At 41.1% G+C, this 16,256-nt stretch carries 12 protein-coding genes and 1 other RNA gene; 9 read left to right on the plus strand and 4 right to left on the minus strand.

The features are described from left to right. Window positions 1–61: 61 nt before the first annotated feature. The 4 genes from rnpB to MusilaSJ_RS04585 all read left to right on the plus strand — a co-directional run bounded on the left by rnpB (window position 62) and on the right by MusilaSJ_RS04585 (window position 4,487). An RNA gene (gene rnpB, locus MusilaSJ_RS04570) (RNase P RNA component class A) lies at window positions 62–448 on the plus strand. 181 nt (window positions 449–629) lie between these two features. Next, on the plus strand, window positions 630–2,015 hold the full coding sequence (locus tag MusilaSJ_RS04575) for a sigma-54-dependent transcriptional regulator (protein ID WP_274988881.1): 1,386 nt from the start codon (window positions 630–632) through the stop codon (window positions 2,013–2,015). Window positions 2,016–2,112: 97 nt separating this feature from the next. Beyond that, window positions 2,113–2,580 (plus strand): DUF4488 domain-containing protein, encoded by a 468-nt coding sequence (locus MusilaSJ_RS04580; RefSeq protein ID WP_274988882.1) that lies wholly within the window; start codon window positions 2,113–2,115, stop codon window positions 2,578–2,580. A 290-nt stretch (window positions 2,581–2,870) separates the two neighbouring features. Next, window positions 2,871–4,487 (plus strand): hypothetical protein, encoded by a 1,617-nt coding sequence (locus tag MusilaSJ_RS04585; RefSeq protein WP_274988883.1) that lies wholly within the window; start codon window positions 2,871–2,873, stop codon window positions 4,485–4,487. Here MusilaSJ_RS04585 and MusilaSJ_RS04590 read toward each other — a convergent pair. Further along, window positions 4,484–5,350, minus strand: a complete 867-nt coding sequence (locus MusilaSJ_RS04590; RefSeq protein ID WP_274988884.1) for a fructosamine kinase family protein — start codon at window positions 5,348–5,350, stop codon at window positions 4,484–4,486. The two genes, MusilaSJ_RS04585 and MusilaSJ_RS04590, sit on opposite strands and share 4 nt — an antisense overlap. 93 nt (window positions 5,351–5,443) lie before the next feature. Here MusilaSJ_RS04590 and lepA point away from each other — a divergent pair, with 93 nt between their 5' ends. Next, a complete protein-coding gene (gene lepA / locus MusilaSJ_RS04595; protein WP_274988885.1) occupies window positions 5,444–7,231 on the plus strand; it encodes a translation elongation factor 4 in 1,788 nt (595 codons plus the stop codon). Window positions 7,232–7,617: 386 nt separating this feature from the next. Further along, complete coding sequence (locus MusilaSJ_RS04600) at window positions 7,618–8,499, plus strand: tetrahydrofolate dehydrogenase/cyclohydrolase catalytic domain-containing protein (RefSeq protein WP_112575444.1); 882 nt, start codon at window positions 7,618–7,620, stop codon at window positions 8,497–8,499. A gap of 80 nt (window positions 8,500–8,579) precedes the next feature. Here MusilaSJ_RS04600 and MusilaSJ_RS04605 read toward each other — a convergent pair whose 3' ends face one another. Together MusilaSJ_RS04605 and MusilaSJ_RS04610 are read right to left on the minus strand one after the other, a co-directional pair. After that, window positions 8,580–8,918, minus strand: coding sequence for a Rieske (2Fe-2S) protein (locus MusilaSJ_RS04605; RefSeq protein WP_274988886.1), 339 nt, complete (start codon window positions 8,916–8,918; stop codon window positions 8,580–8,582). 21 nt (window positions 8,919–8,939) lie between these two features. Next, entirely contained in the window at window positions 8,940–9,704 is a 765-nt protein-coding gene (locus MusilaSJ_RS04610) for a hypothetical protein (protein WP_274988887.1), read from the minus strand. A 321-nt stretch (window positions 9,705–10,025) separates the two neighbouring features. On the opposite strand from MusilaSJ_RS04610, the gene MusilaSJ_RS04615 reads away from it, so the two are divergent. Beyond that, complete coding sequence (locus MusilaSJ_RS04615) at window positions 10,026–10,649, plus strand: 7-carboxy-7-deazaguanine synthase QueE (RefSeq protein WP_274988888.1); 624 nt, start codon at window positions 10,026–10,028, stop codon at window positions 10,647–10,649. 39 nt (window positions 10,650–10,688) lie between these two features. Continuing rightward, window positions 10,689–12,593, plus strand: coding sequence for an OmpA family protein (locus MusilaSJ_RS04620; protein ID WP_274988889.1), 1,905 nt, complete (start codon window positions 10,689–10,691; stop codon window positions 12,591–12,593). Between the two features lie 95 nt (window positions 12,594–12,688). On the opposite strand, the gene recQ is transcribed toward MusilaSJ_RS04620, so the two are convergent. Beyond that, window positions 12,689–14,881, minus strand: coding sequence for a DNA helicase RecQ (recQ, locus tag MusilaSJ_RS04625; protein WP_274990437.1), 2,193 nt, complete (start codon window positions 14,879–14,881; stop codon window positions 12,689–12,691). 260 nt (window positions 14,882–15,141) lie between these two features. Between recQ and MusilaSJ_RS04630 the strand changes: the two genes are divergently transcribed. Further along, on the plus strand, window positions 15,142–16,227 hold the full coding sequence (locus MusilaSJ_RS04630) for a mannose-1-phosphate guanylyltransferase (protein ID WP_274988890.1): 1,086 nt from the start codon (window positions 15,142–15,144) through the stop codon (window positions 16,225–16,227). Window positions 16,228–16,256 lie beyond the last annotated feature (29 nt).

Below are 16,256 nucleotides of genomic sequence, written 5' to 3' on the forward strand. Positions count from 1 at the left end.
GTAATCCTACCATGATCCATGAACCATCAACCATTAACCACAAAATTTCCGTACCTTTACAACCGCAAAACGTTCTATCGCTGCCAGCTTGTTTGGCGGAGGAAAGTCCGGGCAACACAGAGCATCCTGCTTCCTAACGGGAAGGCGCCGGCAGCCGGCGACAGCAAAGTGCCACAGAGAAAATACCGCCCGCTTAGGTGGGTAAGGGTGAAAACGTGAGGTAAGAGCTCACGGCATAACCTGGTGACTGGTTATGACGGTAAACCTCAGGAGTTGAAAAACCAAATAGGTCCTGAAAGCGGAGTTGCTCGCTCCCGTATTAGCCCAAGGGCTAATCGTTAGGATGGGTAGGTTGTTTAAACCTGTTAGTAATAACAGGGCCAGATAAATGATAGAAGTTGCCTTTAACGAGGCAAAACAGAACCCGGCTTATAGGTTTGCTGCTGTATAACCCCTTGCTGTAAAGCGAGGGGTTTCTTTATTTACACCAATTTATTTTTAATAAATTTTACAACCCTGCAAACATTTAGGCCCCTTAAACCTTTATAGCACATTAAAAGTGTTTATTTTTCTATACAAACCCATATATTAGCAAACAACAATTACATATCGGTACATAATTACAAAACATGGCTAAAATTTTAATAATTGATGATGAACGGTCTATTCGTAACACGCTTCGCGAGATTTTAGAGTATGAAGATTACGAGGTTGAAGATGTAGATAACGGGGTTGACGGTCTTCAGTTAATTGAAAAAAAAGACTATGACCTGGTACTGTGCGACATTAAAATGAACCGCATGGATGGTATGGAGGTACTTACCGAAGGACTCGCTATTAAACCCGATCTTCCATTTATCATGATATCGGGCCACGGCACGGTTGAAACCGCTGTAGAAGCCAGTAAAAAAGGTGCGTTTGACTTTATTTCAAAACCACCTGACCTGAACCGCCTGCTCATTACCGTTCGTAACGCGCTTGATAGGGGAAGCCTTGTTGTGGAGGCTAAGGTCCTTAAACGTAAGGTATCAAAGGTACGCTCCATTTTAGGCGAATCGCAGGCTATCCTCAAAATAAAAGAAACCATTGACCGGGTGGCCCCAACCGATGCCCGTGTATTGGTTACAGGCGCCAATGGCAGTGGAAAAGAGCTGGTTGCACGCTGGCTCCACGAAAAATCAAATCGCTCGGCTGCACCTATTATCGAGGTAAACTGTGCGGCCATTCCATCAGAATTAATTGAGAGCGAGTTATTTGGTCACGAAAAAGGCTCATTTACATCGGCCATCAAACAACGTATTGGCAAGTTTGAATCAGCAAATGGAGGAACATTGTTTTTGGATGAAATTGGCGATATGAGCCAGTCGGCCCAGGCTAAAGTGTTGCGTGCATTACAGGAAAATAAGATTACACGCGTGGGCGGCGAAAAGGAAATTGACGTTGATGTGCGTGTAGTAGCGGCAACCAACAAGGATTTGCTGAAAGAAATTGAAGCCGGCAATTTCCGTATGGACTTGTACCACCGCTTAAGTGTAATATTGATCCACGTACCACCACTTATCGAACGCAAAGATGACATCCCGTTGTTAACTCAAAGCTTTTTGGATGAGATTTGCAATGAATACGGCATGCCGGTTAAAAAGATCTCGGATGCTGCACTTGAGGCCCTTAAAGCCCTGCCATGGACCGGTAACATCCGCGAACTCCGTAACATGGTTGAGCGTTTGATCATTCTGAGTGATAAAGTTATTACTGATAACGATGTGCGGTCATTTGCAAATCCATCTGCACCAACTGCTATTGCCGCGGGTAGCACAGCTGCTCCTGCCCCACAAACAGATTTTGACCAATTCAATAATTTCCAGGAATATAAAGACTTTGCGGAGCGTGAATATATCAAATTCAAGCTGGAGAAAAACAACTGGAATGTGTCAAAAACTGCTGATGATATCGATATTCAACGCAGTCACTTGTACAGTAAAATTGAAAAATTTGGCCTTAAACGCGGCGAATAACATACACTTTTGAAATTATTTTAAAAAGCATCGGCAAATATGATAGCCGGTGCTTTTTTTATATTATTATTGTATATCAATAACCTTTATTAACACCATGAAAACCTATTACTTAGCATCTTTTTTATTACTCGCGTTATGCTCATGCGGTAACCCGCCAAAGGCAACTACAGAAGCAATCGAATCGGCCGGTAAGCTTGACGGAACCTGGCACCTGATATCAAGCAAAAGCATTATGAAGGGCGATACTACGGTAACCACCCCTCCTAAAGACCAGGAAATGTTTAAAATGTTTAACGCCACTAACTTTGCCTTCTTCACGCATGACCTGGTACACGGCAAAACAGCCAAACCGGTTTATTCGTCGGGCGCGGGCACTTATACCCTATCCGGCGACGATTATACCGAGCACCTGGCTTATTGCGATGCTCGCGATTGGGAAAACAGGGATTTCAAATTTAAGCTCACTATGAAAAATGACACCCTAACCCAAAAAGGAATTGAGAAGATAGACAGCCTCAAGGTTGATCATGAGATCATTGAAACTTATGTAAGGGTGAAATAAACCTGAAAACTTATATTTTAAAGCCCGGCGTGTTCCGGGCTTTTTATTTGCACTGTTTATCTGAACGAGCCGGACAACATTTCACCTTTACAATAACAATAAATCGTAACCTGCACGGTAACCCATTCGTTAAAACCTAAATTATCCCTGTTTATAATAAGTCACATTTTATTGGAAAGCCTTCACAAAAAGTTAGCCGGTTGTTATTTATAAAACGATGAAATTTATTGAAGAAGTCTTTTTATCAGCCCTGATTTTATTGTAGTTTAAGCATAAAAAACACTCAAAGAATGAAGCTGTTAATTAACCATAAGACACTATTGATGTTACCGTTATTTACTTTTTCATTCAATCGCTGCCGGCCGCAAAAAAGCTCAGAAGGCATTACAACTACCAAATCTATTCGCACAATTTCAGCTACGAGTTCAAATATTCCGCTTAAAAACATGTTTGGCATAAACGCGTATGAATGGAATTTTTTGCAGGATCCCGCCAATCCGGAGCTAAAAGGAGCCATTTACGAAACCAACATGAACCTTATCAAGTCATTCAGCGCGGTACGGCATTATTTAGGCTGGGCCCGAATGGAAAGCACTAAAGGCAGCTATACCTTCAATCCCACTCATAAAGACAGCTGGAACTATGATCTCATTTATAGCCGTTGCAAGCAGGAAGGTATATTGGTTTTGACAGATATAAAAAATTGTCCGCCATGGTTGGTTAACACTTATCCTAACAATATGCGGGATCTTGAAAATGCGCCCCTTATTTATGGTTTAAGTAAGGCTGATCCGGCAAGCTATGTTGACCAGGCGCATATGGCCTTTCAGTTTGCAGCCAGATATGGCTACAATACCAATATTAACAGGGCATTTATAAAAGTTGACACCAGCATACGATGGGCAAATGATCAGCCCAACCACGTAAAAGTGGGCATGGGCCTTATTACTTACATAGAATGTGACAATGAGCGCGACAAATGGTGGAAACGACCAGCGACCCAGCAAACCGCCGAAGAATACGCTGCTAACATGTCGGCCTTTTATGATGGCAACAAGGGGAAGTTAGGAAAAAATGCCGGTGTAAAAAATGCTGATCCAAATATGAAAGTAGTAATCGGCGGATTAGCTACAGCCGACGTAAATTTTGTAAAGAAAATGGTAGAGTGGTGCCGTACCAACCGTGGTTACAGGGCCGACGGCAGTATCAATCTGTGTTTTGACATTATCAACTACCACTATTACAACAATAACGGTAATATCTTAACACATCAATCTGCCACGTTTGGCCTGCCGCCCGAATTATCGATGGCGGGGCAAATTGCTGATTCTTTTGTTCAGTATGCAAATTCTTTTGTTAAACCAATCCCTGTATGGGTAACCGAATCTGGCTACGATATAAACAAGGGAAGCTATCAGAGGGCATTATATGTAGGCAAAAAGACACCTAAAAGCACCCAGGCCGATTGGATTTTAAGAACTTCGCTACTTTATATAAGGCATGGTATACAACGTGTGTTTTATTACCAGCTTTTTGACGATGCTCCTAATGTTGCTGTTCAATATGCAACATCTGGTTTAGCCGAAAATGGCAAACGCAGGCCTGCTGCCGATTTTATATTGCAAACATCAAAATTAATGGGTAACTATACCTACTCAGCCACCATTAATACCGACCCGTTGGTTGATAAGTATTCATTAGGTTTACAAAGCATGTACGTATTAACCATTCCTGATTATCAGGCACGTACAGGTACATATACACTTAACCTTGGTACAGCTAAAGCAAATGTTTATACACTAAAAACAGGTGCCGATGATGTTGTTAAAACAACCATAAAAACAGTTAACGGGAAACTTATTGTTAAAGTAACCGAAACACCAATCTTTGTACAGGGCACAAACTAAATAAACGCCGACAGATTCTCCCTTGCCTGTCTGGTGTACATGCTGCCAAATAGGTTTACGTGAACCAGCAGCGGATAAAGGTTCCAAAGTTGAAGCCGCTGTTGCCAGCCAGACTGCAAAGGAAACTCCTGATTATAAGCCTCATAAAAAGCATGGTCAAAACCACCGAAAAGCATGGTCATCGCAATATCAAACTCGCGATTGCCGTAGCTAACCGATGGATCGATCAGGTAAGGGTTGCCATTGGTATCAATCAAGTAATTGCCTCCCCAAAGGTCGCCATGCAGTAATGCGGGTGGTTCTTCTGTAAACAGGTCCGGGAGTCTTTTATAGAGTTCGTCAAACCGGTACATGTCGGTTTGGGTAAGCTCTCTTTTATCTACCGCCATTTTAACCATCGGTTGCAATCTTTCTTCAATAAAAAACTGGGCCCAGCTATTGTGCTGGTTGTTGCTTTGATGGAACGAACCCATATAATTATCTGCTTCAAACCCAAATTGCGCAGCAGTGTAATAATGCATGAGAGCAAGTTGCCTGCCCAATTTTTGCGATGATATAACATCACCATGCCCTGCTTCAATCCATTGCAGTATAAGATAACTTTCGTCACCGGTATCGCCCTGTAAAACAACCTCAGGCACAGCTATTGTATTTGTTTTACGGATAATAGCTAAACCCCTCTCCTCACTTTTAAACATGCCCGGAAATTTATGGAAGCTATTTATTTTTATAAAGAAATTACCTAACGTGGTTTGCAAGCGGTAGGCTTGATTAATATCACCTCCACTTACCGGACTCATATTCTTAATATGAGCGTTTAACTTGCCCTCAATATCACTTATTACACCTGCCGATACAGTCATTTTGTTGGGATATTATTTAAATTAAACATTTCAAAATAGTTAATTTATTAGCCGGTACAAATTATCGGTTTAAAAAGCTATTTTTGCGGTTCAATGGAGCACATTCGTAATTTTTGTATTATAGCACATATCGACCACGGCAAAAGCACACTTGCCGATAGGTTATTAGAATATACTAACACCATAACCCAGCGCGAATCGCAGGCACAATTGCTTGATGATATGGATCTGGAACGCGAGCGCGGCATCACTATAAAAAGCCATGCCATACAAATGGACTATGTGCTTGACGGACAAAAATACGTGCTCAACCTAATCGACACCCCAGGTCACGTGGATTTTTCCTATGAAGTATCACGTTCAATAGCAGCGTGTGAAGGCGCGTTACTGATAGTTGACGCGGCACAGGGCATTCAGGCGCAAACCATTTCAAACCTCTATCTGGCTTTAGAGAACGACCTGGAGATTATCCCCATCCTAAATAAAATGGACCTTCCCGGCGCTATGCCCGAGGAAGTTAAGGATCAAATAGTCGATCTTATAGGTTGCAAACGTGAGGAGATTCTTGCTGCATCGGGTAAAACCGGGATGGGTGTACATGACATCCTGCGTGCTATTGTTGAGCGTGTACCTGCTCCGGTAGGTGATCCCAAAGCCCCGCTGCAGGCATTGATCTTTGATTCGGTGTTCAACTCATTTCGTGGTATTATAGCTTATTTTAAAGTTGTAAACGGCGAGATCCGCAAAGGCGATAAAGTAAAATTCGTAGCCACCGAAAAGCAATATCTTGCTGATGAAGTTGGCACGCTTAAATTGCGCCCGTTAGCTAAAGACGTAATCAAAACCGGTGATGTAGGTTATATCATATCGGGCATAAAAGAAGCAAAAGAGGTTAAGGTTGGTGATACCATCACCCATGTAGATCGTCCGTGCGAAGTTGGAATACAGGGTTTTGAAGAAGTGAAGCCGATGGTATTTGCAGGTATTTATCCGGTTGATACTGAAGATTACGAGGAACTGCGCGAGTCAATGGCGAAGCTACAGTTGAACGATGCTTCACTGGTTTTTGAGCCGGAATCATCAGCGGCATTAGGTTTTGGTTTCCGTTGCGGTTTCCTCGGAATGCTACACATGGAAATTATCCAGGAGCGTTTGGAGCGTGAGTTTAACATGACGGTGATCACTACCGTGCCCAACGTGTCATACCTGGCCCATACTACAAAAGGCGACTCGTTCACTGTAAATAACCCTTCAGATCTGCCAGATCCATCAAAAATTGATTTTGTGGAAGAGCCTTATATCAAGGCTACTATCATCACCAAATCGGAATTTGTTGGCCCGGTAATGTCGCTTTGTATCCAGAAACGCGGAACCATCACTAATCAATCATATCTTACATCGGAGCGTGTTGAGCTGATCTTCGAGATGCCTATGGGCGAGATAGTATTTGATTTTTATGATAAGCTGAAAACCATTTCAAAAGGTTACGCCTCTTTCGATTATCACCAGATTGGTTATCGTCAGTCAGATTTGGTTAAACTCGATATCCGCTTAAACAGCGAACCTGTTGACGCACTTTCATCCCTGATCTTCCGCGGTAATTCTTACGATTTTGGAAAAAAAATCTGTGAAAAATTAAAAGAACTTTTACCTCGCCAGCAGTTTGAGATTATTATCCAGGCTTCTATCGGCGCTAAGATCATAGCCCGCGAAACAGTAAAAGCTTTACGTAAAGACGTAACAGCTAAATGTTATGGTGGTGATATTTCCCGTAAGCGTAAACTGTTGGAAAAACAGAAACAAGGTAAAAAACGCATGCGTCAGGTAGGTAACGTAGAGATACCGCAGTCGGCATTTATGGCAGTTTTGAAGTTGGATTAATCTCTTAATTCCTTTAAAGGGGAGCGAGAGTGAATAAATTAATAATTCTGTACAGGTTAGTTACATATCTTACAGCAACCGGATTTGTTAAACATATTCATTTAGGAGACTTTGTTTATGGCAAATGGATTGTGTACCAGCATAACAAGCCGAAATATTACATCGATGCTTTCAATAAGGGTGCTACCTCAAATAAAATTATATTTGAAATGCTCTTGAACAATAAAACCGAAACCATTGAAAGTATCATTAACAAGATAAATCAAAACCACACATTAAAACTATCCCTGGATAACAGGCCTTTTATAAGAATACGATTGAAATCAAAACAGGCGAGTTTAAATTTGCCCCCTTTTACCCGATTATTTCGTAAAAAACATTTAACAATGCAGCTTTTAGACGGAAAATACGTTTCAGAAAAACTTAAGGTTGAAATAGCTGAAGAAGCAGCTAAAATATTAGAAAAAACCGGCAGAAAGCCTCACCTGGTGGCAGTATTGGTTGGTCACGATGGTGGCAGCGAAACTTATGTAGCCAGCAAAATGAAGAACTGCGAAAAGGTTGGCTTCAAATCATCGCTGGTACGTTATGAAGATGATGTTACTGAAGAAGAACTACTAAAAAAGGTAGAAGAGCTCAATGCCGATGCTGATATCGACGGCATCATAGTACAGCTTCCTTTACCAAAACATATTGATCCTGAGAAAGTAACTGAGCGTATCGATCATCGGAAAGATGTTGATGGCTTTCATCCGGTTAACCTGGGCCGTATGCAGCGTAACCTGCCTTCGTTTATCCCGGCAACTCCTTATGGCATTACTTTAATGCTTAAAGAATATGGCATTGAAACAGCCGGTAAACATTGCGTGGTTGTTGGCCGCAGTAATATCGTTGGCTCGCCCATGAGTATCCTCATGGCACGCAATACTACGCCGGGCAACTGTACGGTAACCATTTGCCACAGCCGTACACCCGATATCAAAAAATTCACCCTCGATGCAGACATACTGATCGTAGCTATCGGTAAAAAGAATTTCATTACTGCTGATATGGTTAAAGATGGTGTAGTAGTTGTTGATGTGGGTATGAACCGCGAAACTTCAGCCACAACAAAATCAGGCTTTAAACTTTACGGTGATGTTGATTTTGAAAACGTAGCACCAAAATCTTCATGGATTACCCCGGTACCGGGTGGTGTAGGCCTCATGACTATTGTTGGCTTGCTTAAAAACACCTTGGCATCGGCTAATAAAGAGGTTTATAAATAGTAAGTGGTTTATTAGGTTTATTAGGTTGATTAGGTGAATGGTTTTAGTTATGCTAACTAACTATTCATTTAATCAGCCATTCACTTCAAACCATTCTTTAACTTGTCCCAAACAGAGTTTACGCCGATGTAAACACCATCATCCCTTATTTCAATGGGATAAGTTTCAATAAAATCATTTTGCCCTTCGCCACCTTTACCTGTTTCAAGATCATAGGTATACCGGTGATAGGGGCAAACAATAAGTTTTCTTACGCATAAACCTTCACTCAAATCGGCACCAGCATGCGGACAGGTTGCTGCCACAGCATATAATTTACTTTCAAAACTAACGATGCAAAGGTTTTTACCCCCAACCTTTTCCTTTATGATAAAAGGTCTGGTTATGTCTTGGGTAACTTTAAGTTTATGCCACTTCATCAGAGTAAAATAGCTCTAACCTTAAAAATCAATCTTCAAATTCATCACATTGGGATTTTTGATCACCTCATCCATACTTGTAACAAGGGTGACCTCCCTCCTGTCGGCCGAAAGCATGGCTTTTGAATTATTGATTTTTTTTACCGGATGGGCAAACCTGAGGATTACTTTATAAGGCATATCGATAAGCATTGCCTTGGCCATCATGAAAGTTGCCTGGGTTTTCTTTAAAAAAGCGTTGAATTTAGCTTTGTCAATTATACGATAAAATTTGTGAGGTGTAATATTATATGAGTAGTAATCTTGCCCTGCTACCATTTGTCGCGCGTCAAATGGCTTGTTTGTTTTATCGGTCGTTGTTATTGCGCTAATCTGGGTATTAAGGGCTATTTTTGATACGTTTTGAAGATAGTATTGCAGATCTGCGGCATTTTTAGCCGTATGATTAAGCGTTACTTTCATAACACTCTTTTTAAGGTTCATATTAACTGTTAGCTCACTGCTTTTGGCCAGTTCAATTTCAGCAGCTTTCAGTTTTTGCTGGGCGCTATCTGGTATCGCGTTATAAAAATTAAGCGTTGTATCCTTAACCAAACTAAATTGAGGTGTTTCCTTAACCGAATCAGACATGAGATTAACTAACACCGATACAGCCCTGCTCATATCAAACGCATAAGCAACCTTACAGGTTCCGTCGCTTTTAAAGTCGTAATGTTCTTCAATATCCACACATGAACTAAAACAAAGCGCTACCAGCAACATTAACGGAAGGTAAAGTTTTTTCATACCCGGATACAGATTAAGCGTTATTGATACAGTTATAACATTTTACGAATTTTAGGCTAATTGGTTATCTCAAAATTAGGGTAATAATAACAATTATTAATGAAAATAAAAAAGGCAAAAGGATAAAGGTGAAAGGCAAAAGGTATTTTAGCGTGTACTTTTATTTTTTTTTATAATGTAATTTGATGATAAAGCCAAGACCTTTCACCTTTGGCCTTTTACCTTTCGCCTTATTAAGGTACTTCCATATTAGTGTAACCTTTTGCCTTTCGCCTTTTAGCTTTTGCCCATCTTTCAGTACCTTTGCACCCTTAAATAACTATGGCACACCAAATACCAGACGACGGCACGCTGCTTCCTTTAATGGAAGAGTTTTATACGATACAGGGGGAAGGGTACAATACGGGTAAAGCCGCATATTTTATTCGCCTTGGCGGCTGTGATGTAGGTTGCCATTGGTGTGATGTTAAAGAAAGCTGGGATGCCGAGTTGCATCCCCTTACTGCGGCCGATACAATTGTGAACAACGCTGCCCTTCATCCCGCAAAAGCTGTTGTAGTTACCGGTGGTGAGCCGCTTATTTACAACCTTGATTATTTGACCCACAACCTGCACGAAAAAGGAATAAAAACATTTATTGAAACTTCAGGAGCATATCCGCTTTCGGGCGATTGGGATTGGATCTGCCTTTCACCCAAAAAATTCAAAGCGCCTACACCAAAAGTGGCCGAATGCGCCCACGAGTTAAAAGTGATCGTTTTCAATAAATCCGATTTTGAATGGGCCGAATATCACGCTAAAATGGTATCGCCCGACTGTAAGCTTTACCTGCAGCCCGAATGGTCAAAATCCAAAGAAATGACCCCACTGATTGTTGATTATGTAAAAGAAAATCCACAGTGGGAAATTTCACTACAAACACATAAGTATCTGAATATTCCATAATCTTTGTAACTTACGGTATTAATTATCCTAAAGTTACAAATGAAAATTGCAGTATTATTGGTGCTTGCATTGTGTTTACCTGCTTTGCTTGGCGCCCAGCAGCAAACCCGGTATTCGTCATCCAATAAAGACGCTGTAAAATATTTTGCTACCGCTTATCAAAACCTTGACGAACACCTTTATGACGAAGCGATCCAAAACTCGCTTAAAGCTATTGGCGAAGATTCAAAGTTTGTAGAAGCCCGGTTATTACTCGCTGATCTGTACCGAATGAAACGTATGTACAAGCCAGCTGCTGAGCAATACGCTAAAGTCATTTCACTTAGTCCAGAATTTAACAGGGGAGTGTATCTCAAAGCCGCTGAAATGGAAATCCATGATGCAAACTATACACAGGCCCAGCAACACCTCGAAAAATACCTTACCTACCCTGATATCAGCCCTCAAAACAATACCTACGCAAAAAAACTGCTTGCCGATGCCAAATTCAGTATTCAGGCAATGACCCATTCGGTGCCATTTAAACCTGTAAATATCGGCCCTGAAATAAACACTGTTAATGACGAGTACCTCCCGGTTGCTACAGCCGACGAAGGCACGTTGATATTTACCCGAAAAATTAATAACAACGAAGATTTTTATAAAAGCGAAATGATAAATGGCAAGTGGAATACTGCCACTTATTTAAGCAACCAAATTAATACTGAAAAATATAACGAAGGTGCGCAATCCATATCGCAGGACGGTAAATACCTGTTTTTCACGGGATGCAATCGCCCCGACGGTTTGGGTCGTTGCGATATTTATATCGCTCAAAAACGGGGAAATGACTGGGGAAAACCTGTTGACCTAAACCCACCGGTAAATACGTCGGGCTGGGAATCCCAACCCTCGATAAATGCCGATGGCCGCACGCTTTATTTCGTAAGTAACCGTAAGGGTGGTTATGGCGGCTATGACATTTGGAAAAGCACACTGGGTGAAAAAGGATGGGGCGAACCTGAAAACCTTGGCCCCAATATTAATACCCCCTACAATGAATTATCACCGTTTATTCACCCTGATGACAGTACACTTTACTTTAGCAGCGACGGGTGGCCGGGTTTAGGCAGCAAGGACCTGTTTGTTAGCCGCATGGATAAAGACGGTAAATGGCAAAAGCCCGAAAACCTTGGATATCCTATCAATACCAGTGGTGACGAGGGTGGTTTATCATTAACTGCCGCCGGAGATTACGCTTTCTTTTCATCGGATAATTTAAACGGCTTGGGCGGTTATGATATTTATAAGTTCGAGCTGCCCGTAAAGTTGCGGCCCCATTTGGTAACTTATGTTAAAGGCTTTGTTAAAGATGTAAAGACGAAAGCCCCCCTTGAAGCTGCAATTGAGATTATTGACCTGGAAAGTAATTTGCCGGTTTACCAGGATTACAGTGACGATGAACAGGGGGACTTTTTAGCCACACTTACGTCGGGCAAAAACTATGCACTTAATATTTCAAAAAGCGGATATCTGTTTTATTCCGAAAACTTTTCGCTTAAAAATTATAAGATTAAAAGCCCATTTAACATTGTGGCACTCTTATCACCCATTGAAATTGGCAATAAGGTAATCCTTAAAAATATTTTCTTCGATACTAATAAGTTTGACCTTGAAAAGGAATCAAAAGCCGAACTTGCCAAGCTCATTGAATTTTTAGGGGTAAACTCAACTACCCGTATTGAGATCTCAGGTCATACAGATAACACAGGTAATCATCAGGGTAACCAAACTTTATCTGAAAACAGAGCAAAGTCTGTTTATCAATACCTTGTGTCGAAAGGAATTGCCCCTACCCGCCTTATTTACAAGGGATACGGTGAAACGCAACCCATAGCGTCTAATACAACAGAAGAAGACAGGGCAAAAAACAGACGCACGGAATTTATGGTCATAACTAAATAAGCTTAAAAGCCGCAAGCAGAAATCGGGGAAGAGCGGAAAGCAAAAAGCCTTCAGAATTTAATCTAAAGGCTTTCTGTAGTAGAACTTTTAAACCACTAATTCCCCAACTCCGACATGAATTTAATACGCATTAACTGCACCTCTTCACGGGTGTAATCATCGCTGCCCAGTTCGGCTAAGGCTTCATCAATGGAATCGGCTTCTGCAGTACGGAAATAATCAAATACTTCTTCCTGCTTATCTTCGTCAATCACCTCATCAATATAGTAGTTCAGATTGAGCTTGGTTCCTGAGTTAACGATAGTTTCAACTTCTTTCAGGATCTCCTCATAAGTAAGACCTTTTGAAGCAGCAATATCATCAAGGTTTAAATGTCTGTCGATATTTTGGATAATGAACACTTTAAGCGCCGATTTATTGGCAGCACTCTTGATCACCATATCAATTGGCCGGTCAATATCGTTATCCTCTACATATTTCTGGATCAAATCCGTAAAAGGTTTACCAAATTTCAGCGCCTTGCCTGCACCAACGCCCGAAATTTGTTTAAGTTCTTCGGTGTTGATCGGATAATGGGTGCACATCTCTTCTAACGAAGGGTCCTGGAATATTACAAATGGTGGCAATCCTTTTTGTTTGGCCAGCTTTTTACGCAGCTCTTTAAGCATTTGCAGCAATTGGGTATCAAGTGCACCGCCGCTTTGTTTTGGTCCGTCATCATCGTTGTCATCGTCAGCAGCCTCCATTACCTTATTCAAAACAAAACGGATACTGTGCGGATTCTCAATAAAGCCAATGCCACTTTTAGTGAGCCTTAAAAGCCCGTATTGATCAATGTCTTTTGAAATGTAATTATTGAGTAACGCCTGCCTTAAAAGCGAGTTCCAAAGATTTTTACCTTGTTCTTTGCCCGAGCCGTAATAGTCAAGCTGATCATGCTCATAATTTTTGACCTGAGAATTTTCCTCACCCATTAATATGCTGAGGATATGGTGGTCGTCAAACTTCTCGCCAATATGCTTAATCAAACTTAATGCCCTGTGCAGGTGCTCCTCCCCATCAAAATGCTCTTTATGGGTGCAGCAATTATCGCACATGTTATTACAGCCTGCCTCATTGAAGTTTTCGCCAAAATAATGCAACAACTGTTTACGACGGCAAACCGATGATTCGCAATAGTCAATAACTTCCTTTAGTATCTGAGTACCTATTTCACGTTCTGAAACAGGCTTGTCTTTCATAAATTTCTGAAGCTTATCAATGTCCTTTTCCGAATAAAAAGCCACGCAAACACCTTCTCCTCCGTCACGCCCGGCCCTTCCTGTTTCCTGGTAGTAACCTTCCATACTTTTAGGCACATCATGGTGTATAACGTAGCGAACATCGGGTTTATCAATACCCATACCGAATGCAATCGTAGCAACAATAACATCAACATCTTCCATCAGGAATTTGTCCTGCGTTTCTGCACGCACTTTAGGATCAAGCCCTGCATGATAGGGCAATGCTCTTACCCCGTTAAGGTTCAGCGCCTCGGCTACTTCCTCAACCTTTTTGCGGCTAAGGCAATACACAATTCCCGATTTGCCCTGATTTTGTTTTACAAATTTTACAATCTCTTTGATAACATTACGCTTGGCCCTAACTTCATAAAACAGGTTACCCCGGTTAAATGACGATTTAAATACGGTTGCGTTATTCATTTGCAGGTTTTTTTGAATATCCTGCTGAACTTTTGGGGTAGCTGTAGCTGTTAGAGCAATTATGGGGATATTTTCGCCTATATTACTGATCACCTGGCGTATTTTACGGTATTCGGGCCTGAAATCATGCCCCCACTCCGAAATGCAATGCGCTTCATCTACCGCCACGAATGAAACGTGGTTAAGGCGTAAGAAATCAATATTTTCCTGCTTGGTTAACGATTCGGGGGCCACGTACAATAACTTGGTTTTCCCTGCCAGTACATCTTCCTTAACCTTGCCTATCTCTGATTTTGTAAGTGATGAATTTAAAAAATGGGCTATACTATCTGATCCTCCAAACGCCCTGAGCTGATCTACCTGATTTTTCATCAGGGCTATCAATGGTGAAATTACGATTGCCGTGCCATCGCTCATCAAAGCTGGTAACTGATAACACATCGATTTGCCGCCACCAGTAGGCATAATAACGAATGTATCATTACCGGCCAGGATGTTGGTTATTATCGCTTCCTGTTCTCCCTTAAAATTATCAAACCCGAAAAAATTCTGGAGATTGTCAAATAGCGATTTCTTTGTTTCTATCATTATTTTAACAAATTCTTAAATTGTATTTAAAAGTTTAAAGTAACAAAATTTTCTAAATAAACGATGGATTTACTTTTAAATTTTATGCAAAAATGATGATTAGATGAAAAACAATTTCTGTGCTTATTCATTTAAAGAACCAGACAAATTTGTGGTTATGTCCGGTGTTAAATTATTTAGCTACACTTAATGGATAATTAACAAATTATTACACATTTTTACGGTCGATATACCAAATTAAAATTCTTTACTTGCTCATGAATAAAAACTATTATGCGATAATTATGGCTGGAGGGATTGGAAGCCGCTTTTGGCCGATAAGCCGTACATCGCACCCAAAACAGTTTATAGATATACTTGGTACCGGTAAAACTTTAATACAAAACACCTACGAACGTTTCCTGAAAGTATGCCCCAAAGAAAATATTTACGTTGTTACTAACGAAAACTACACCAAACTTGTAAAACAGCAATTGCCCGACATGGAGGATCAGCAGATCCTTACCGAACCAGTAATGCGAAACACCGCACCTTGCGTTGCCTATGGCTGTTTTAAAATTGAAAGTCTTAACCCTGATGCCGCAATTGTTGTAGCCCCTTCCGATCAGCAGATCCTGGATGAAGATGCTTTTGTTGCCGCTATTGAAAAATCCCTGCAAACTGCTGCTTCAAATGATTACCTGATAACCCTGGGCATTAAACCATCAAGGCCCGATACCGGTTATGGGTATATCCAATACACCGATAACGTTATCAATGATGAGTTTCATAAAGTAAAAACCTTTACTGAAAAACCAACTCTTGAAATAGCTAAAACCTTTATTCAAAGCGGCGACTTTTTATGGAACGCCGGTATTTTTGTCTGGTCGGCCAGGGCTATTGTTAAAGCTTTTGGCCAGTACCTGCCCGAAATGCATGAGATCTTTGCCGATGCAAAACCGGTTTATAACTCGGACGATGAAAAGCCTTATATACACAAGGCTTACCAACAATGCGTTAACATCTCGATAGATTACGGCATTATGGAAAAAGCCGATAATGTATATGTATTACCTTCGGATTTTGGCTGGAGCGATCTGGGTACATGGGCATCGATATATGACCTGGCCGATAAGGATTATGTAGGTAACGCTGTTATCCCTGCCGAAAAAGTGATCATGTATGATTCCTCAAACTGCATGGTAAACGTACCGGGCGAAAAACTGGTGATATTGCAGGGGCTGCATGATTATATTGTAGTAGAATCAAACAACTCTCTGCTCATTTGCCCCCGCGACCAGGAACAAAACATTAAACAGGTTGTGGCTGACGTGAAAAGTAAATTTGGGGCAAAGTATATTTAGTATTTAGAGATTAGAGGCTGGAGATTAGA

This window comes from Mucilaginibacter sp. SJ, assembly GCF_028993635.1.
GTDB lineage: Bacteria > Bacteroidota > Bacteroidia > Sphingobacteriales > Sphingobacteriaceae > Mucilaginibacter.

Excerpts from the sequence above, each read along its gene's own strand:
- MusilaSJ_RS04620 (WP_274988889.1), top strand. The coding sequence starts at position 10,689 with ATGAAAATTGCAGTATTATTGGTGCTTGCATTGTGTTTACCTGCTTTG.
- MusilaSJ_RS04615 (WP_274988888.1), top strand. The coding sequence starts at position 10,026 with ATGGCACACCAAATACCAGACGACGGCACGCTGCTTCCTTTAATGGAA.
- lepA (WP_274988885.1), top strand. The coding sequence starts at position 5,444 with ATGGAGCACATTCGTAATTTTTGTATTATAGCACATATCGACCACGGC.
- MusilaSJ_RS04630 (WP_274988890.1), top strand. The coding sequence starts at position 15,142 with ATGAATAAAAACTATTATGCGATAATTATGGCTGGAGGGATTGGAAGC.
- MusilaSJ_RS04575 (WP_274988881.1), top strand. The coding sequence starts at position 630 with ATGGCTAAAATTTTAATAATTGATGATGAACGGTCTATTCGTAACACG.
- MusilaSJ_RS04610 (WP_274988887.1), bottom strand. The coding sequence starts at position 9,704 with ATGAAAAAACTTTACCTTCCGTTAATGTTGCTGGTAGCGCTTTGTTTT.
- MusilaSJ_RS04605 (WP_274988886.1), bottom strand. The coding sequence starts at position 8,918 with ATGAAGTGGCATAAACTTAAAGTTACCCAAGACATAACCAGACCTTTT.
- MusilaSJ_RS04585 (WP_274988883.1), top strand. The coding sequence starts at position 2,871 with ATGAAGCTGTTAATTAACCATAAGACACTATTGATGTTACCGTTATTT.
- MusilaSJ_RS04580 (WP_274988882.1), top strand. The coding sequence starts at position 2,113 with ATGAAAACCTATTACTTAGCATCTTTTTTATTACTCGCGTTATGCTCA.
- MusilaSJ_RS04600 (WP_112575444.1), top strand. The coding sequence starts at position 7,618 with ATGCAGCTTTTAGACGGAAAATACGTTTCAGAAAAACTTAAGGTTGAA.
- MusilaSJ_RS04590 (WP_274988884.1), bottom strand. The coding sequence starts at position 5,350 with ATGACTGTATCGGCAGGTGTAATAAGTGATATTGAGGGCAAGTTAAAC.